The organism is Campylobacter sp. RM5004 (assembly GCF_022369455.1).
Lineage (GTDB): Bacteria > Campylobacterota > Campylobacteria > Campylobacterales > Campylobacteraceae > Campylobacter_E.
This window is the reverse complement of the sequence record NZ_CP059599.1, coordinates 1,582,834-1,599,764: the sequence shown is the minus strand read 5'-3', so window position 1 is coordinate 1,599,764 and position 16,931 is coordinate 1,582,834. Positions and strand designations below refer to the sequence as shown.

Sequence of the window (16,931 nt, the reverse complement as noted above, 5' to 3'; positions counted from 1 at the left end):
TAAATGCTTAATGAAAAAGTAAAAACAGGTTTAATTTTTGCAATTTTTGCAATAATTTTTCTTGCTATAAATTCATATTATTTATGGCTAATTGTGTTTTTATTAGCTAGTGTTATTGGTTATTTAGAAGCTTGTAAATTATTTAAAACTGAAGCTAATTATTTGGTTTTAGCTTTTGGTTTAATAATGAGTATATTTACTCAAACGCCTGTAATGTCAATGATATTTGCAATTATTGTTTTTGCATCTTACATAGCGTATAAGCAAAAAGATTTAAAAGCACTTTTGCCTTTTTTATATGCTAGTTTAGGGATTGCGTTTATATTTGAATGTTACTTAAGATTTGGATTAAGTGGTTTTATATTATTACTTTTAAGTGTTGTATTATGTGATAGTTTTGCATATTTTGTAGGTAAAAAATATGGAAAAACTAGCTTTAGCCCAAGCTCTCCTAAAAAGACCTTAGAAGGTGTTGTAGGTGGGGTTTTAATTAGCACTATTGTTTCTTCAATTTATTCATATTTTGTGATTAATTTAGGAGTTTTAGAAAGCTTATTTGTTACATTTTTAATGGCATTTTTTGCTGTGTTTGGCGATTTATTTGAAAGCTACTTAAAACGCCTTGCAGGAGTAAAAGATAGTGGAGAGCTTTTCCCTGGTCATGGTGGGGTTTTAGATAGAGTTGATGCTTTAATTTTTGCAAGTATTATAATGGTGGTGATATTATGAAACCAGAAATCGTAAGTCTTTTTGGCTCAACAGGCTCAATCGGAGTAAATGCCTTAAAAATCATCAAACAAGCAGATATTAAGCTTGAATGTATAAGTGCTTATAAAAACTATGAATTATTAAACGAACAAATAAAAATGTTTAATCCAAAAATAGTTTTAGCAAGTGATGAGATATTAGATAAGGTAAATCATTCTAATAAATATTCAATCAAAGATGCTTTATTTGTTATGGAAGATTTAAAAAGTGATGGAATTATTAATGCAATTGTAGGCTTTGCGGGGCTAAAAATATCTTTAAAAACTCAAGAATTAGATAAAAAATTATTCCTAGCAAATAAAGAAAGCTTGGTTGTAGCTGGTAAGTTTTTAGATTGTCTTAGTATTTCTCCTATTGATAGCGAACATAGTGCATTAGCAGCGCTTCTAAGGGGTGTAAAACACCCTAAAAAGCTTACTATTACAGCTAGTGGTGGAGCGTTTTTTAAATATAACGAAGTTGCAAATCTAAAAGCAAATGAAGCCTTAAAGCATCCTAATTGGGATATGGGAGCAAAAATTACTATTGATAGTGCAACAATGACAAATAAGCTTTATGAATTAGTAGAAGCTAAACATTTATATCCAAATATAGAATTAGATGCAATAATTGAGCCAAGCTCAAACATTCACGCATTTTGTGAAAGTGTAAATGGTGCTATGAGTGCTTATTTTAGCGTGCCTGATATGAAGCTTAGCATTGCAAATGCGCTTTTAGGAGAAAGTGAATTTCAAGCTTGTGAATATATTGATATTTTAAAATTAGGAAAATTAGAATTTTTTGAAATAAATCCTAACAAATATCCTATTTTTAAACTAAAAAATGATTTATTGAATAATCCTGATTTAGGAGTGATTATAAATGCTGCTAATGAAGAATTTGTTTATAAATATTTAAAAGATGAATGTAAATTCTATGATATTAGCAATGCAGTATTTAAAGCTCTTGATAAATTTAGCGACGCTAAAATAAATACTATTGATGATGTATTTAGCTTAGATAAATTAACAAGAGAGTTTGTGAATGCTTAGGATTTTTTTAGTCTTTTTAAGTATAAATTTATTTGCACTTAATTTTACTATAAATACTCTTGGAGAGTGCGATAAGGTTTGTGATAATACGGTTTTAATCTTTGGTGGAATACAAGGAGATGAGCCAGGGGGATTTCATGCTGCAAGCTTGCTTTTAACTGATTATAAAATTAAAAAAGGAAAAGTAATTGTAGTGCCAAATCTAGCATTTGATTCTATTATTGCTAGAAGTCGTGGAGAATTTGGAGACTTAAATCGCAAATTTGCTGAACTTAGCGAAAATGATCCTGATTATTACACCGTTGCATTAATCAAAAAAATAATCACAATGCCAGAAATAAAGCTAATCATAAATCTTCATGATGGTAGTGGCTATTATTCTCCACATTATATAAACAAAGATAAAAACCCTAAAAAATGGGGAAATTCTTGCATAATAGATCAAGAAGTAATAGATGCTAAATATGGTAATTTAAATGAAATTGCTGATAAGGCATGTGAGAGTATAAATAAAAAACTACTTCATAAACTTCACAGCTATCATTTAAAAAATACAAACACAGCAAAAGGCGATGAAGAAATGCTAAAAAGCCTTACTTATTATGCTATTACTCAAGGAAAAGCAGCTTATGCAAATGAAGCTAGTAAAAATCTTTTAACCCATGAAAGAGTTTATTATCATTTACTTGCGATTGAAAGCTATTTAGAAGCTGCCGGAATTGAGTTTGAGCGTAGTTTTGAGCTAAATCCAAAAGAAGTAAGAAATGCAATTGAAAAACCGATTTTAATTAATTTAGAAAATCGCTTTTTATTAAGTTTGCAAAAGCCAAGAGATAGAATAAATTTCGTTCCTATAAAGCTACCTTTTAATTACAAAGCAAGTAATGAATTAACAGCTATTTTTAAAAGTAAAAATGATAATGGTTATGTAGTGCAGTATGGAAACAGATTTCAAACTAAATTATATTTAGAAAAAAATGTTGAATATAGCGATATTATAAATAAATTAGATTTAGTCGTAGATGGAAAAGAAATAAGCACGGAATTTGCTAAATTAATTGAAGTAAAAAAAGACTTTTTAGTAAAAAAACAAGAAAATGTAAGAATTAATATCATAGGTTTTAATGGTAAGGGCAGTGAAGATAATATAAAGCTTGAGCTTAAAAATATGCAAAAGCAGTATTCGGTAGATAAAGCAGCAAAGATTTATAGAATTGAAGCTTATGAAGAAAACAAATTTATAGGAGCAATATTAGTTAAGTTTATATGAAAAATTATATATTTTTTCTTTTTATTTTATTCTTTTCATCTTGTGCTTATAATGATGATTTTATCTTGCCATCGCAAGATTTAAGCGATTATGAGAGCAAGGATTTTTATATTAATGATGATATTTCTGCTAAGCTAAAAGATGATTATTTAAATAACTTTTTTAGTGCGTGGAGCGATGAGAAGGCTAATATTAATATGAACGAATTTGCAAATAATTTGCTAAACGAAAAATCATATTCAGAAAATTATCAGCCTTATGATAAAGAGTTTTTAAAGCAGTTAATTAACAATGCTGATTTTAAGAATTTGAATTCGGTTTTTAAAAACGCAATCATCATACATTCAAGCAATGTAAGGCTATTGCCAACTAAAAAGCCAAGATTTAAAAATCCAAATCTTGCAGGCGAAGGCTATCCGTTTGATTATTTACAAAATTCTTTCATTTATGCTTATACGCCTGTTAAGATTAGTCATTTTAGCAAAGATTTTGGTTGGAGTTTTATTTATAATAGTTTTATAGTTGGCTTTGTTGAAGATAAAAATATCGCTTTTATTAGTGATGATGATTTAAATGCTTTAAAAAGCTCACAAGATTACATAAGCCCTAAAAAAGACAAAATCCCTTTAATTGATAAAAATAATGATTTTGTTGAATACGCAAGAATAGGAATGCTCTTAGCACTTAGTAAAGAAAGTGCTAATTATTACACTATAAAAGCATTTAAAAAAGGCATAAATAATCAAGCAAAATTAGTAGAAATTAAGGTTAATAAAGAAGATTTTTTTAAGCTAGGTTCAAGTTTTTCAAGCAAGGATTTAAAAAATATTGCTAATGAATTAATAGGTCAAAATTATGGCTGGGGCGGAATGAATGGTAATAGAGATTGCTCGGCGTTTTTAAAAGATGTTTTTGGAAGTTTTGGTATATATTTAAAAAGAAATTCGCAAGATCAAATAATGCAAAAAGACTATTTAAATAGGTCAAATTTCATAAATATAGGCAAATTAAACAATAAAGAAAAATATAAATACATAAAAACACACGCAATTCCTTTTGCAAGTTTGCTAGCCCTTAAAGGTCATATTGTTTTATATCTTGGTGAGTTTAATGATAAAATGTATATCTTGCATAATCTATGGGGTATTAAAAATTATAATAGCGGTAAAGAAAGCAGAATCGTTGTAGGCAAAGTTGCAATCACTACAATAGATGCAGGAAGCAATCTAAAAAGCGTTAAAAATAGCGATGTTATATTAAGTAAAATTTATGGCATTAGAAATCTTTTTATAGATGAGATTAGCTACATAGAAGAATGATTTATCTTAATTTAGGGCTAAAATTCTAAAGAATTTGAATTAGGAATTTAAACTTCTTTTAAATAAGTTAAAAGCAAATTCCTATTTCAAATTCTTTGGTTTTTATCAAATGATTTTTAAACTAATTTGTAACTATTTGTATTATTTTAATAACTTGTAACTTTAAGTAATACTTTTTTGTAATTTTTATGATATTTAAAACTCCATCAAAATTTCTTTTATATTTTTTGATAATTTATTGATGTAAATCAATTAAGGAGGGTTTTATGCAAGAAGAATTGTTTGTAGATGATAGAGCCAAAAGGCTTAAATCTTGGCTAATTATCGCTATTGCAATTGTTTCAAGCGTTGCTTTGTATTATTTGTTACCTTATGATACAAATGCAAACAAAGGTTTAGCTTTGTTACTTTTTGTAGCGATTATGTGGTTTAGTGAGGCTATTCATATTTCTATGACGGCTATTTTAGTTCCTGTTATTGCTATTTTTATCGGGGTAGGTAAAAGCAATGCTGATGGGAGCTTTTCTGCTTTTAGTATCAAACAAGCTTTGGCTAATTTTTCTGATCCTACTATATTTTTATTTTTTGGTGGTTTTGCACTAGCAACTGCACTTCATATGCAAAGCATTGATAAAAAAATTGCTATGAAGATTTTATCGCTTTCTAAATCTCATTTAGGAGTAGCTATAATTGCAATATGTATTGCAACTGCAGCCCTTTCAATGTGGATATCAAATACAGCAACAGCAGCTATGATGTTACCACTTGTAATGGGTATTTTAAGCGAGCTTGACCCTAAAAAGGATAGAAATACCTTTGTTTTTGCACTTTTATGCGTTGCGTATTCTGCTAGCATTGGAGGGCTTGGAACTATCGTTGGCTCACCACCTAATGCAATCGCTTCTCAGGCTTTAGGGCTTGATTTTGCATCTTGGATGAAAATAGGAACACCTTTAATGCTAATGATTTTACCTTTAATGATTATTGTTCTTTATTTTGTATTTCGTCCTAATTTATCACAAAAAATTAATATGCAAATAGAAGAAATCCCTTGGACAAGGCCAAGAGTTGCAACTTTGATATTATTTAGCGTAACTGCACTTGCGTGGATTTTTAGCAAACCACTTAGCAAACTAACAGGCATTCCGTTTTCTGATGCTTTAATCGCTCTTAGTGCAACTACTGTTATTGTGGTGCTTCATCTTGCGACTTGGGAGCAAATCTCAAAAGGAACTGATTGGGGAGTTTTAATATTATTTGGTGGTGGTTTAGCACTTAGCTCAATTTTAAAAGATTCAGGAGCTTCGCTTATTTTAGGTAAAGAAGTTGCAAGAATATTTGGAGATTTTTCTACTTTAGGAATTATTTTTGTAGTTTGTACTTTTATAATAATTCTTACTGAATTTACAAGCAATACTGCTTCAGCGGCTTTATTAGTTCCTGTATTTGCGACTATTGCTAGTAATATGGGAATGCCTAAAGAAATCTTAGTTATGGTAATAGGAGTTGGTGCAAGCTGTGCTTTTATGTTACCAGTTGCAACACCGCCAAATGCTATTGTTTTTGGAACAGGACATATAAGACAAAAAGATATGATAAAGGCGGGTGGATATTTAAATATAGGCTGTGTTATTATTATTTCATTGTTTGTATATTTTTATTTTTAAGCGAGATTATTTTAAAATCTCGCTTAATTTATCAAAGCAAATTCCTAATTCAAATTCCGTTGAAATTTCAAAGGTATGAGCGTTAAATTTCTTATTAAATGTGCGTTGTCTTTTAGCAAGTTGTCTTGTATGAATTGTAATTAATTCTTTTAAATCTTCTTTTTTAATTCTTCCTTCATAGCAATCTATTATTTCTTTTGCTCCAATTGATTGTAAGGCTTTTGTATATCCATGTAATTTATATTGATTTATCACTTCATTAAAGGCATTAAGTTCTAGCATTTGCTTAGTTCTTTGCTCTATTCTTTTGTTTAATTCAACTTTGTTCCATAAAATATCATAAATTAAAATATCTTTTATTAAAGACTCTTGAGTGTTATTTTTAAGCCAAAGGCTTGGAATTTCATTTGTAGTTAAATAAATGCTATACCATTTATTTAAGCGATACTTATCATTAGCTGCGATTTTGCTATCTTTATCAATACTTTGCATTAGATTATAGATTTCATCAAGGCTTAAATTATGCTTAATATCATCAATTTTAGGGCTTAAGCCATTAATTAAAGCGCTTAGATAAAATCCACTTCCACCTACTATTATTAGATTTTTTTCATATTTTTTTGCATAATTTAAAGCATTTTTGTATTCATCAAAATAAAGCCCTACATTATAATCATCTTTAACGCTAATTAGATTTATTCCAAAATATTTAACTTCATTAAGCATAGCATTATCAGGCTTAGCATTTATAATATTTAGCTCTTTATATAAACATAAGCTATCAAGACTTAAAATCACTGCATTATGCTTTAGAGCAAGCTTATGAGCCAAGGCTGTTTTGCCACTTGCTGTTGTTCCTATTAGGGCTATTTTTTTCATTTTTATCCTTAAATCTTAATTAAAATATTATAAACTAGCATAAAGGATAGTTATGCAAAAGTTAAAAAATATTTTAGAATTAATTGTGTTTAAGCATAGCATTTTTGCTTTGCCGTTTTTATTAGTTTCAATGCTTAGTGCTATAAAATTATATGATTTAAGCTTTAATGATATTTGGCTTAAGTTTATTTTGGCTCTTCTTTGTGCTGTTAGTGCAAGAAATTATGCAATGGCGCTAAATCGTTTGCTTGATGCAGATATTGATATCTTAAATGAAAGGACAAAAAATCGTCCTAGCGTAGATGGTAGGGTAGGTAGATTTAATTTAGCTTTATTTATAATTGCTAATGCTTGTATTTTTGTTCTATTAGCATATTTTATAAATGAATTGTGCTTTTATCTTAGCTTTTTTACACTTATTTTACTTGGTTCTTATTCTTTATTTAAACGCTTTTCATATCTAGCTCATATAATTTTAGGTTTATCATTAGGTTTTGCTTGTGTTGCTGGAGAAATTGTGCTTACTAATAGTGTTAGTTCTTATTCTATAGCTTTATGTTTTGCTGTTTGTTTTTGGACTGCTGGATTTGATTGTTTGTATGCTTTACAAGATTTAGAATTTGATAAAAATCAAGAATTATTTTCAATTCCTTCATGTTTTGGAGAAAAGGCTACATTATTTATCGCTGCTATTTTTCATTTAATTGCGTTTTTGTTTTGGCTAGTATTTTTAGCTAGTGTAAATGCTGGATTTTACGCATATTTGGGCTTAATTATTGTAGGGCTTATGCTTATTTTAGAGCATATTATTGTAAGAAAAAATACAAAAAATATTGAAAGAGCTTTTTTTGATATTAATGCTTTTATTAGTATATTATTCTTAGTATTTTTTATAATTGATTTAAAGGTTAGCTAATGATTATGTATGAAACAAGATTTAAGATTGAATATGAAAAATGTGATGAATTAAGCGATAAATTTTTACAAGAATATAACGCTATGAATTATCATAAATCTTTGCAAGATTATAGACATAGAGCTTCTAAAATGGATATGTATCCTGAAGATAAATTGTTTTTTGAAATGCTTTGTGATATTAAAAGAGATATTTTAGAACTTAAAAATCTTAAAAAAGATGAATTAATAACTCTTAGTGATGAAACATTTGCTAATGCAATTAATTATGATTTTATTAGAGTTGATGGCGTTTTAGAAGTTAATCAAAGCTATTATGCAAGGCTTGTTTTAGTAGATAGAACCATATCTTGCTGGCTTAAGGCTATTAGCGAAGATACTTTCAAAATCACACAAATGAAAAGATATGATCAAGAAGGTTTAAATATTTTCGTAGCAGATACGCAAAGAAATCTAATTCATATTAAAAAGGAAAAAAATGGGGATTGATTTAATAATTTATATTGTTTTTATAATTTTTATCATTTTAATGTTTTTGTATGTAAGGCTTACATCAAGAGATTTAAATGATAAATTAGATGGGGTTTTAAAGGCTATTGATGAAAATTATAAATCAATTCATAGGCTAGAGCAAGTTGTTGAAAAGATGAAAATCGCTGAAATAAATCATTCAAAACAAAACGAATTTAATGATAATATTATGCAAAATTGCGAGTTTTTAATACATTCTATTATTGATGAAAGAATTAATGAATTAAATAGTGATTTAGGCATTATTCAAGAAAGTATTCAAGAAGTAACCAAAAGTCAAGATAGCAGAATTGCTAACTTAGAACTAGCAACCGAGCCAATCTCTAGGCTAAAACCTGATGATGATTCTACTAGAATGCAGATTTTAAAGCTTTATGGCGATGGCAAAAGCGTTGATGAAATCGCAAGTCTTTTAAATAAAAGTCCACAAGTAATTAATATAATTTTAAAAAGTTTATAAGGTTTAAAAATGTTAATAGATTCGTATGGAAGAAGAATAAATTATTTAAGAATTTCACTTACTCAAAGATGCAATTTTAGGTGTTTATATTGTATGCCAAAAGTTCCTTTTAATCATGTGCCAAAAGAAAATTTATTAAGTTATGAAGAATTGTTTTTATTTGCAAAATTATGTATGGATAAAGGCGTGGATAAAATCCGTTTAACAGGTGGAGAGCCACTTGTAAGAGCTGATTTAGATAAATTTATAAAAATGCTAATTGATTATAAAAGCGATTTAGATTTAGCACTTACTACAAATGGCTATTTATTAAAAGAACAAGCTGCTAAACTAAAAGCTGCTGGACTTGTAAGAATTAATGTTTCTTTAGATACTTTAGTGCCTAGTAGGGCTAAGTTAATTTCTCAAAAAGATATATTAAAAGAAGTTTTAGAAGGTATTGAAGAAGCCTTAAGAGTAGGGCTAAAAGTAAAGGTAAATTGTGTTCCTTTAAAAGGCATTAATGAAGATGAATTGTGCGATTTAATACTTTTTGCAAAGCAAAGAAATATCCAAATAAGATTTATTGAATTTATGGAAAACGAACACGCTTACGGACAATTAAAAGGCTTAAGAGAAGCTGAGATTTTAGGTAAAGTAAAAGAAAAATATGAAATCACAGCTTTAGAAAAAGAGCCAAATTCACCTGCAAGTTTATTTAAAATTAACGAGCTTGATTATGTTTTTGGTGTGATTAATCCACATAAGCATGATTTTTGTGAAAGTTGCAATCGCTTAAGACTTAGTGCTGAAGGATTTTTAATACCTTGCCTTTATTTTGATGAGGCTATGAGTATTAAAAAAGCTTTAAGAGATAAGGATATCAATAAGGCTTTAAGTATTTTAAATACGGTTTTAGAAAACAAACCTGAGAAAAATAAATGGGGCGAAGATGATAATAAAAGTTCAGCTAGGTCGTTTTCGCAAACGGGTGGATGATGAAGCTAGTTGAAGAGTTTTTGAGTATTCAAGGTGAAGGAATTTTTGCTGGAAAATTAGCTTATTTTATTCGTTTTGCGGGTTGTAATTTCTCTTGCTTTGGTTTTGGTGTTAAAAAAAGTAAGAATAATAAAGAATTTATAGGTTGTGATACTTTAAGAGCTGTTTATACAGCAGATTTTAGCGATGAATACAAAGAATTTGAAATAGGAATTTTAAAAGATAAATTAAGCTCATTTAAGCACAAACCTATGATAGTAATTACAGGTGGAGAGCCTTTAATTCATCAAGAAGAGCCTGAATTTATAGAGCTTTTAGAGTATTTAACGAATAATGATTATTTGGTTCAGTTTGAAACAAATGCTAGTATAAAACTAAAAAATTATGATTTTTATAAAAAATGTTATTTTGCAATGGGCGTAAAGCTTGAAAATAGCAAAATGCCAAAAAATAAAAGAATTAATCACGAAGCAATTAATTCAATTATAAATAATTCAAAAGGAGCATTTTTTAAAATCGTTTTAGATAAGTTTGATTTAAATGATACTAGCGAATTACTTGCTTTAAGAAAAGATTATTCTAATAATGATTTTTATTTAATGCCAAAAGGCTCAACTAATAAAGAATTAAGTATGAATGCAAAAAGTGTTTTAGAATACGCAATTAATAATGGTTTTAATTATACTGATAGGGTGCATATTAGAATTTATGATGATTTGGAGGGTGTATGAGAATAGGAAAATTATTTGAGTTTGAAAACGCTCATATAGTTAGATTTTGTAGCTCAAAAAGGTGCAAAACTAGCATTCACGGACATTCATATAAACTTGAATTAGTATTAAAGGCAAATACACTTGATAAGGCTGGAATGGTCTATGATTTCGGACTTTTAAAAGGCAATATTAAGCAAATTATAGATGCCTTTGATCATAGCACTTGCCTTTATATAGATGATGATAAAGAATATTTAGAAGATATTAAAAAGCATTCAGCAAGATGGATAGAACTACCTTGTAATATCAGTGCAGAAAATCTAAGCATAGTATTTTTTATATTAATTTCAATTATTTTAAAAAACACCCAAATGCATAATAATGAAAGCGTAAAAGTTGATAGAATCAAGCTAAACGAGACTAGAACAGGCTGGGCTGAATGCGAATATGAAGATGCGTTTTATAATGATTTGCCTATAATTGATATTTCTAAAATCACATTTTCACAAGCTATTTTAGATGATTTTAGCGACCCTAGATTATTAGAAAAAATAAAAAATAATGAAATTTTTATAAATCCTAAGGAAGTTTAATGAGCGATTTTATTAGCATACATTTGTTTTTTGTCTATATTTTGGTGTTTTTAGAAATTTTATATTTTGTTTTTTCGCAATATCTTAAAGACATTCATAAATATATTTTTAGAATTAGAGTGCTTTTACCTGCATATTACACCATAATTGCTTGCGTGTTTTTTACAGGGATTTTGCTTGAAGCAATGAAAGGCTTTAATGATTTTAGATTTTTGATGTTGTTTGGATTAATTTTAATTCTTGCAATTTCTATCTTTCAATTTATTAAGTTTAAAAAATATAGAAGAAGTAAAGAATATACGAAATTTAAAAAACTAAGCTTGTTTTTAGAACTAGCAAAATTACTTATTATGATAGGACTTTTTAATGTTTTATTATTTTTCTAAACTTGCTGGAGATAGTGAAATTAGGCTTGATAGCGAATTAGTAGCTCACTTTAAAGCAAGAAGACAAAGCTTAGGAGATATCGTAAAATTAAGTAAATTAGATGGACTATTGCACGAATACGAAATCGTATTTATGCAAAGAAACGATATTAGATTAAGTCTTAAAAATACTTTTGAATTTAAAACAAATAAAAGCGGAGTAAGATTAGCCCTTGCAATGATAGAAATAGATAGTATTTTAGAAATTGCTCCTTATTTAAATGAATTAGGGCTTGAAGAATTATTTTTAGTTTATACAGATTTTTCTCAAAAATCTTATAAATTTGATGAGAAAAAACTAGCAAAGCTTGAAAAGATTTTGCATAATTCAAGCTCACAATGTGCAAGAGCCGATATTTTAAAAATTACTATTTTAAATAGCTTAAGTGAGCTTGCAAAACTATATAAAGATTTTATTTTGATTGATTTTAATAAAAACGACTTATGTGAATTTAATAAAGATTGTTTATATGTAATAGGCCCTGAAGGCGGATTTAGCGAAAAAGAAAGAAAATTATTCAAAACTCAAGGCTTAAAAATATCAAATATTTTAAAGGCAAAAACTGCAGTAATTAGCATAAGTGCAAAAATTTTAATGTAGATTTAATGTAATTTAAGATACAATCTGCGTTTTTATTTACGCAAAAAAGGAAATATTATGAAAAAAGACATTCACCCAGATTATAAAAATTGCACCGTAGTTTGTGCTTGTGGAAATACTTTTGTTACTAAATCAAATAAAGAAGAATTAAGAGTAGATATTTGTTCAAATTGCCATCCATTTTTCACAGGTAGTGAAAAAATCGTAGATGCTGCAGGTAGAGTTGAGAAATTTAAGAAAAAATATCAAATGCAATAATGCTTTATTTCGTTCCTACACCAATAGGAAATCTAGGCGATATCTCATATCGTGCTTTAGAAGTCTTACAAGTTTGCGAGTTGATTTTTTGCGAAGATGTGCGAGTTTGTAAGGCTTTAATTAACTTACTTAGTGCTAAATATAATATAGATTTTGGAAGTAAAAACTACATATCATTACATTCACATAATGAAAAAGAATTTGATTTTTCAAATATTGATTTTTCAAAAAATATAGCTTTTTTAAGCGATGCAGGAATGCCTTGCATAAGTGATCCTGGAATTTCATTAGTAAAATATGCTCAAGAAAATGATATAAAATATTGCGTAATTCCTGGTGCAAATGCTGCTATTACAGCACTTGTAGCTAGTGGATTTAGCGATAAAGAGTTTATATTTTTAGGATTTTTAAATATCAAAAAAAATCGTCAAGCACAAATAGAAAATGCACTAAATCAAGCTTATCCTACTATTTTATATGAAGCACCTACAAGAATTATGGATTTGATACAAGGTATTGCTAAAATTGATGAAGATAAGGAAATATTTTTAATTAAAGAAATATCAAAAATGTATGAAAAAACATACAAAGACAAGGCAAAAAATTTGGCTAAATTGCTAAAAAATGAGAACTTAAAAGGCGAATGGGTAGTAGTAATAAATAATCAAATTCCTAATTCAAATTCTAGTATCTCAAGCGAAGATATTTTAAGTCTTAATATTTCTTTAAAGGATAAGTCAAAATTACTTAGTAAATTAAACGGACTTAGTCCAAAACAAAATTATGAAAATTTATTAAAAAGTGAAGAAAAATGATTATTTATGGCAAACAAGTGTTTATGCACTATCTTAGCAAAGCACCAGAAAAAATAGAAGAAATATATTTAGCAAAAGATCTAGATAAACAAACTTTTAAAGATATTAATAAAATAGGTAAAAAAATCACAAAACTTGATTTTATAAAAGCTCAAGCAATGGCTAAGGGTGGAAATCATCAAGGTTTTTTAGCAAAAGTTAGCGAGTATGAATTAGCTAATATTAAAGATTTTAAAAATATGCAAAAAATTGTAATCTTGCATGAGTTAAGTGATGTAGGAAATATAGGCTCAATTACTAGAAGTGCTTATGCTTTAGGCTTTGATGGGATAATTCATTCAGGAAATAATGTTAATCTTGAAGCTGTTATGAGAGCTAGTGCAGGTGCTTTGCTTGAGATGAAATTTACTCAAACTAAAGATATTTTAAGCTTGATTAATGAGTTTAAGCAAATTGGTTTTAATTTTTATGCAGCAAATCATTCAGAAAATGCAAAAGAGCATAATAAAATAGCTTTTGCTCCTAAATCAGCTTTAATTATGGGAAGTGAAGGAAAAGGCTTAAGTGCTAAGATAATAAGAGCTTGTGATTTAGAAGTAAAAATTACAATGAAGAATAATTTTGATAGCCTAAATGTTAGCAATGCTTTTGCTATTTTAGGAGATAGGATAATGAATGAATAATTTAGATTATTTAAAAAGTTTTTCGGTAAAAGAAATTGCCTCAAAAACACATTTAGATGAAGCTAGAATAAAGGCTATTATTAATAAAGATTATGAGAGTTTAAGTAATGTTAATGTGGCTATGAATATTAAAATCTTAGAGCGTGAGTATAATATAGACTTTAGCGAATGGCTACAAGAATATAATGAATACAAAAGCAATAACCTTACAAATACTAAGAATTCTTTAAAAGTAAAGCCAAAGGTAATGGGCTATAATTCAGGTAATGAATCAAGCAGTAATTTAGCTTATTTTATCTATCTTAGTATAGCTACGATTGTTGTAATTGCAGGGGCTTTTTATTATTTTAATTATTATAATGAAGACACCGAAGAAGTAAAAGAAACTCCACAGCAACTTGTAAAAGAAGAAGTAAAAGAAGAAATAATAATACCTTTAGAAGAGATTAAAAAAGAGCCGATAAAAGAAATCATAAAAGAACCTATAAAAGAAACCAAACAAGCTCAAGAAGTAAAAGAAGAAATCAAACAAGAAGTAAAAGAAGTAGAAGAAAATAAGCAAGAAATTATTAAACCTATAAAAGAAGAAGTTCAAGAAAATACAGAAATTAAAGAACTCAAAGATACCCCAAAACCAAAAGAAGAAATCAAAGAAGAAGTAAAAGTAGAAGTAAAAAAAGAAAACAAATTATTACTTACTCCAAGCACTAAAGCATGGGTTAGTGTAAAAAATCTTAAAACAAAAGAAACTAAAAATTATATGGTTACAAAAAATGTAAGCTTTAATCAAGATTCTTTGATTTTCGTAGGAAATAATTTATTTTCACTATCTTTAAACGAAACGAATGTAGAACTTCCTAAAAATAGCGACCCAAGATATATATTATTTAAAGATGGAAAAGTTAAATTTATAACACAAAAAGAATATTCTAAATTAGACAAGGCGAAATGATGAAAAAATTATTATCTTTATTAGTATTTAGCTCTTTAATATATGCAAGTTCATCTTATGAAATAGCTTCTAAATTAGTAAATGATAGCTCAAAAGATGCTAAGCTTAGATTATTATTTCCAAGTGGTTCTTATATGCAAGGTGGAATGCCAAATATTAAGGCAATTACGCAAGTTTTAAAAATGAATTCATTACTTACTTACGCATATAACGATGCTTTAAATATGCAAGTAAAATTTAAAGCAAAGGCAAAAGCTGGAATATTTTTAAAAGCAATAACTCTTGCTTATGAGCAAATCGGAATTAATTATTATTTAATAAGCGAATACTCAAAAAACAACGATGAAATGAGCGTTGCTTTTACTATTAATTCAAAATTTAGCATAGACCCAGGTTCTTTATATGAAGCTTTGAGAAAAACAGGTGTTTATATAGTAGATGCTAAAAGAAATGGCAATGAATTTAGCTATGAATTAGACTTTAGTAGAGCAAGTATTCAAGCAGATTTTATGCTAAATAGTGGAAGCTTATTAGAACTTAGTAAGCCGCTTGATTCTTATTTTATAAAGATTAACAATGTTTCAAAGCTTATTATTGATAGAAATCTAAATAATATTTGGTATCCAAAAATTGAATTTTTAGATAAAAATCTTAATCTAATTTCAACCTATAAAAGCGATAAATCATTTAAAGAATTAAATCTTGCAGTGCCAAAAATGTGTGCTTATATAATTATAGGAGATGCATTTACTTTAGAAAATATTAAGCTAGGATTAAATATAAAAGGAATGTAATGAAAATAGCATTATTAGGATTTGGAACGGTTGCTAGCGGGGTAGCAAAATTAATAGAAACAAATAAGGAATTAATAAAAAAACGCCTTGGAAAAGATATAGAAATATCTTTAGTTTATTCAAGAACACATAAAAACAATTGTCCTTATAAACAAACAAATAATTTTGAAGATGTTTTAAATAGCGATGTTGATGTGGTTTGCGAGCTAATGGGCGGGACAACATTTGCTTATGAGTGTATAAAACAAGCTTTAGCTAAAGATAAGCATGTAATTACAGCAAATAAAGCCTTGCTAGCTTATTATCGTTACGATATTGAGAAAATGCTAAAGCCAAATCAATACTTTGGTTATGAAGCTAGTGTTGCTGGTGGAGTGCCTATTATTAAGATTATTAAAGAAGGTTTGAGTGCTAATAAATTTAATTGTATAAAAGGTATTTTAAACGGCACATCAAATTATATTCTAACAAAAATGCAAAACGAAGGAATAAGCTACGAAATAGCCTTAAAACAAGCTCAAGAATTAGGCTATGCTGAAGCAAATCCTTCGCTTGATATTAATGGAATGGATGCAGCTCATAAGCTTACGATTTTAGCAAGTTTAGCTTATGGGATTAATGTTAAGCCTGAAGATATTTTGGTTCAAGGAATTGATAAGATTAGCAATGATGATTTTTATTTTGCAAAGGAATTTGAATTCGGAATTAAGCTTTTAGCAATCGCAAAGCAAAACGAAGATAAAGTAGAAATAAGAGTTCATCCTACTTTAATAGACAAAAATCACATTTTAGCAAGTGTAAATAATTCTATGAACGCAATTTTATTAAATGACAACGCTTTAGGAGAGAGTTTATATTATGGAGCAGGTGCTGGTAGTCTTGAGACTGCTAGTGCGGTTTTAAGTGATTTAATGCAAATTGCTGATAATAAAACTCGCAAAATGTTAGGCTACAATGAATTGCCAAAAGTAAACCTTGTAAGTATTAATGATATAAGTTCAAAATACTACCTAAGACTTTGCGTAGATGATAAAATAGGCGTTTTAAATAAAATTACAAGTTTTATGAGTAATAATGAAATTAGCATAGATAGCCTAATGCAACGCCCATCAAAAAATCAAACAAGAACGATTTTTATAACAACACATATTGCAAATGAAGCAAAAATTACTAAATTGCTAAGCGAGTTACAAACTCAAGAATTTGTAAAAGGTGAAATTAATTTAATTAGAATTGAAGAATAATAATTCATTTAATAATTTGGAATATTATTTATAAA

Annotated in this window: 20 protein-coding genes; 19 read left to right on the top strand and 1 reads right to left on the bottom strand. The window is 27.9% G+C overall.

Annotated elements, in window-relative coordinates:
- Window positions 1–3 precede the first annotated feature (3 nt).
- The 5 genes from AVANS_RS07910 to AVANS_RS07890 all read left to right on the top strand — a co-directional run bounded on the left by AVANS_RS07910 (window position 4) and on the right by AVANS_RS07890 (window position 6,055).
- Window positions 4–729: a CDP-archaeol synthase gene (locus AVANS_RS07910; protein ID WP_239817342.1), complete on the top strand. Its 726-nt coding sequence runs from the start codon at window positions 4–6 to the stop codon at window positions 727–729.
- Window positions 726–1,799, top strand: coding sequence for a 1-deoxy-D-xylulose-5-phosphate reductoisomerase (locus AVANS_RS07905; RefSeq protein ID WP_239817341.1), 1,074 nt, complete (start codon window positions 726–728; stop codon window positions 1,797–1,799). Before AVANS_RS07910 ends, AVANS_RS07905 begins: the two co-directional genes overlap by 4 nt.
- The gene (locus AVANS_RS07900) at window positions 1,792–3,069 is read left to right on the top strand and encodes a M99 family carboxypeptidase catalytic domain-containing protein (protein ID WP_239817340.1); all 1,278 of its coding nucleotides are present in this window, start codon (window positions 1,792–1,794) and stop codon (window positions 3,067–3,069) included. Before AVANS_RS07905 ends, AVANS_RS07900 begins: the two co-directional genes overlap by 8 nt.
- Window positions 3,066–4,388, top strand: coding sequence for an SH3 domain-containing C40 family peptidase (locus AVANS_RS07895; protein ID WP_239817339.1), 1,323 nt, complete (start codon window positions 3,066–3,068; stop codon window positions 4,386–4,388). The genes AVANS_RS07900 and AVANS_RS07895 overlap by 4 nt, the downstream gene beginning before the upstream one ends.
- 266 nt (window positions 4,389–4,654) lie before the next feature.
- Window positions 4,655–6,055 carry a DASS family sodium-coupled anion symporter gene (locus AVANS_RS07890; protein ID WP_239817338.1) on the top strand — a complete coding sequence of 467 codons (1,401 nt, stop codon included), beginning with the start codon at window positions 4,655–4,657 and terminating at the stop codon, window positions 6,053–6,055.
- Between the two features lie 6 nt (window positions 6,056–6,061).
- Here AVANS_RS07890 and miaA read toward each other — a convergent pair whose 3' ends face one another.
- Window positions 6,062–6,934, bottom strand: a complete 873-nt coding sequence (gene miaA / locus AVANS_RS07885) for a tRNA (adenosine(37)-N6)-dimethylallyltransferase MiaA (protein WP_239817337.1) — start codon at window positions 6,932–6,934, stop codon at window positions 6,062–6,064.
- A 52-nt stretch (window positions 6,935–6,986) separates the two neighbouring features.
- Here miaA and AVANS_RS07880 point away from each other — a divergent pair, with 52 nt between their 5' ends.
- Genes AVANS_RS07880 through AVANS_RS07815 form a run of 14 tightly spaced genes read left to right on the top strand, consistent with a single transcriptional unit; the run spans window position 6,987 to window position 16,896 of the window.
- Window positions 6,987–7,850 carry a UbiA-like polyprenyltransferase gene (locus tag AVANS_RS07880; protein ID WP_239817336.1) on the top strand — a complete coding sequence of 288 codons (864 nt, stop codon included), beginning with the start codon at window positions 6,987–6,989 and terminating at the stop codon, window positions 7,848–7,850.
- Window positions 7,850–8,338: a hypothetical protein gene (locus tag AVANS_RS07875; protein ID WP_239817335.1), complete on the top strand. Its 489-nt coding sequence runs from the start codon at window positions 7,850–7,852 to the stop codon at window positions 8,336–8,338. The genes AVANS_RS07880 and AVANS_RS07875 overlap by 1 nt, the downstream gene beginning before the upstream one ends.
- Window positions 8,328–8,840 (top strand): helix-turn-helix domain-containing protein, encoded by a 513-nt coding sequence (locus AVANS_RS07870; RefSeq protein ID WP_239817334.1) that lies wholly within the window; start codon window positions 8,328–8,330, stop codon window positions 8,838–8,840. The genes AVANS_RS07875 and AVANS_RS07870 overlap by 11 nt, the downstream gene beginning before the upstream one ends.
- A gap of 9 nt (window positions 8,841–8,849) precedes the next feature.
- Window positions 8,850–9,818 carry a GTP 3',8-cyclase MoaA gene (gene moaA / locus AVANS_RS07865; RefSeq protein WP_239817333.1) on the top strand — a complete coding sequence of 323 codons (969 nt, stop codon included), beginning with the start codon at window positions 8,850–8,852 and terminating at the stop codon, window positions 9,816–9,818.
- Window positions 9,818–10,549 carry a 7-carboxy-7-deazaguanine synthase QueE gene (locus AVANS_RS07860; protein ID WP_239817332.1) on the top strand — a complete coding sequence of 244 codons (732 nt, stop codon included), beginning with the start codon at window positions 9,818–9,820 and terminating at the stop codon, window positions 10,547–10,549. Before moaA ends, AVANS_RS07860 begins: the two co-directional genes overlap by 1 nt.
- Entirely contained in the window at window positions 10,546–11,124 is a 579-nt protein-coding gene (locus AVANS_RS07855; protein WP_239817331.1) for a 6-carboxytetrahydropterin synthase, read from the top strand. The genes AVANS_RS07860 and AVANS_RS07855 overlap by 4 nt, the downstream gene beginning before the upstream one ends.
- Complete coding sequence (locus AVANS_RS07850) at window positions 11,124–11,510, top strand: hypothetical protein (protein WP_239817330.1); 387 nt, start codon at window positions 11,124–11,126, stop codon at window positions 11,508–11,510. Before AVANS_RS07855 ends, AVANS_RS07850 begins: the two co-directional genes overlap by 1 nt.
- Window positions 11,491–12,150 (top strand): RsmE family RNA methyltransferase, encoded by a 660-nt coding sequence (locus AVANS_RS07845; protein ID WP_239817329.1) that lies wholly within the window; start codon window positions 11,491–11,493, stop codon window positions 12,148–12,150. Before AVANS_RS07850 ends, AVANS_RS07845 begins: the two co-directional genes overlap by 20 nt.
- 57 nt (window positions 12,151–12,207) lie before the next feature.
- Complete coding sequence (rpmE, locus tag AVANS_RS07840) at window positions 12,208–12,408, top strand: 50S ribosomal protein L31 (protein ID WP_239817328.1); 201 nt, start codon at window positions 12,208–12,210, stop codon at window positions 12,406–12,408.
- The gene (gene rsmI, locus AVANS_RS07835; RefSeq protein WP_239817327.1) at window positions 12,408–13,223 is read left to right on the top strand and encodes a 16S rRNA (cytidine(1402)-2'-O)-methyltransferase; all 816 of its coding nucleotides are present in this window, start codon (window positions 12,408–12,410) and stop codon (window positions 13,221–13,223) included. Before rpmE ends, rsmI begins: the two co-directional genes overlap by 1 nt.
- Window positions 13,220–13,906, top strand: a complete 687-nt coding sequence (gene rlmB / locus AVANS_RS07830) for a 23S rRNA (guanosine(2251)-2'-O)-methyltransferase RlmB (protein WP_239817326.1) — start codon at window positions 13,220–13,222, stop codon at window positions 13,904–13,906. The genes rsmI and rlmB overlap by 4 nt, the downstream gene beginning before the upstream one ends.
- Window positions 13,899–14,858, top strand: a complete 960-nt coding sequence (locus AVANS_RS07825) for a hypothetical protein (protein WP_239817325.1) — start codon at window positions 13,899–13,901, stop codon at window positions 14,856–14,858. The genes rlmB and AVANS_RS07825 overlap by 8 nt, the downstream gene beginning before the upstream one ends.
- Window positions 14,858–15,652: a hypothetical protein gene (locus AVANS_RS07820; RefSeq protein ID WP_239817324.1), complete on the top strand. Its 795-nt coding sequence runs from the start codon at window positions 14,858–14,860 to the stop codon at window positions 15,650–15,652. Before AVANS_RS07825 ends, AVANS_RS07820 begins: the two co-directional genes overlap by 1 nt.
- A complete protein-coding gene (locus AVANS_RS07815; protein WP_239817323.1) occupies window positions 15,652–16,896 on the top strand; it encodes a homoserine dehydrogenase in 1,245 nt (414 codons plus the stop codon). Before AVANS_RS07820 ends, AVANS_RS07815 begins: the two co-directional genes overlap by 1 nt.
- Window positions 16,897–16,931 lie beyond the last annotated feature (35 nt).

Bases quoted from the DNA above. Each gene is read 5' to 3' on its own strand.
- AVANS_RS07910 (WP_239817342.1), top strand. From the start codon at position 4: ATGCTTAATGAAAAAGTAAAAACAGGTTTAATTTTTGCAATTTTTGCA.
- AVANS_RS07905 (WP_239817341.1), top strand. From the start codon at position 726: ATGAAACCAGAAATCGTAAGTCTTTTTGGCTCAACAGGCTCAATCGGA.
- AVANS_RS07900 (WP_239817340.1), top strand. From the start codon at position 1,792: ATGCTTAGGATTTTTTTAGTCTTTTTAAGTATAAATTTATTTGCACTT.
- AVANS_RS07895 (WP_239817339.1), top strand. From the start codon at position 3,066: ATGAAAAATTATATATTTTTTCTTTTTATTTTATTCTTTTCATCTTGT.
- AVANS_RS07890 (WP_239817338.1), top strand. From the start codon at position 4,655: ATGCAAGAAGAATTGTTTGTAGATGATAGAGCCAAAAGGCTTAAATCT.
- miaA (WP_239817337.1), bottom strand. From the start codon at position 6,934: ATGAAAAAAATAGCCCTAATAGGAACAACAGCAAGTGGCAAAACAGCC.
- AVANS_RS07880 (WP_239817336.1), top strand. From the start codon at position 6,987: ATGCAAAAGTTAAAAAATATTTTAGAATTAATTGTGTTTAAGCATAGC.
- AVANS_RS07875 (WP_239817335.1), top strand. From the start codon at position 7,850: ATGATTATGTATGAAACAAGATTTAAGATTGAATATGAAAAATGTGAT.
- AVANS_RS07870 (WP_239817334.1), top strand. From the start codon at position 8,328: ATGGGGATTGATTTAATAATTTATATTGTTTTTATAATTTTTATCATT.
- moaA (WP_239817333.1), top strand. From the start codon at position 8,850: ATGTTAATAGATTCGTATGGAAGAAGAATAAATTATTTAAGAATTTCA.
- AVANS_RS07860 (WP_239817332.1), top strand. From the start codon at position 9,818: ATGAAGCTAGTTGAAGAGTTTTTGAGTATTCAAGGTGAAGGAATTTTT.
- AVANS_RS07855 (WP_239817331.1), top strand. From the start codon at position 10,546: ATGAGAATAGGAAAATTATTTGAGTTTGAAAACGCTCATATAGTTAGA.
- AVANS_RS07850 (WP_239817330.1), top strand. From the start codon at position 11,124: ATGAGCGATTTTATTAGCATACATTTGTTTTTTGTCTATATTTTGGTG.
- AVANS_RS07845 (WP_239817329.1), top strand. From the start codon at position 11,491: ATGTTTTATTATTTTTCTAAACTTGCTGGAGATAGTGAAATTAGGCTT.
- rpmE (WP_239817328.1), top strand. From the start codon at position 12,208: ATGAAAAAAGACATTCACCCAGATTATAAAAATTGCACCGTAGTTTGT.
- rsmI (WP_239817327.1), top strand. From the start codon at position 12,408: ATGCTTTATTTCGTTCCTACACCAATAGGAAATCTAGGCGATATCTCA.
- rlmB (WP_239817326.1), top strand. From the start codon at position 13,220: ATGATTATTTATGGCAAACAAGTGTTTATGCACTATCTTAGCAAAGCA.
- AVANS_RS07825 (WP_239817325.1), top strand. From the start codon at position 13,899: ATGAATAATTTAGATTATTTAAAAAGTTTTTCGGTAAAAGAAATTGCC.
- AVANS_RS07820 (WP_239817324.1), top strand. From the start codon at position 14,858: ATGAAAAAATTATTATCTTTATTAGTATTTAGCTCTTTAATATATGCA.
- AVANS_RS07815 (WP_239817323.1), top strand. From the start codon at position 15,652: ATGAAAATAGCATTATTAGGATTTGGAACGGTTGCTAGCGGGGTAGCA.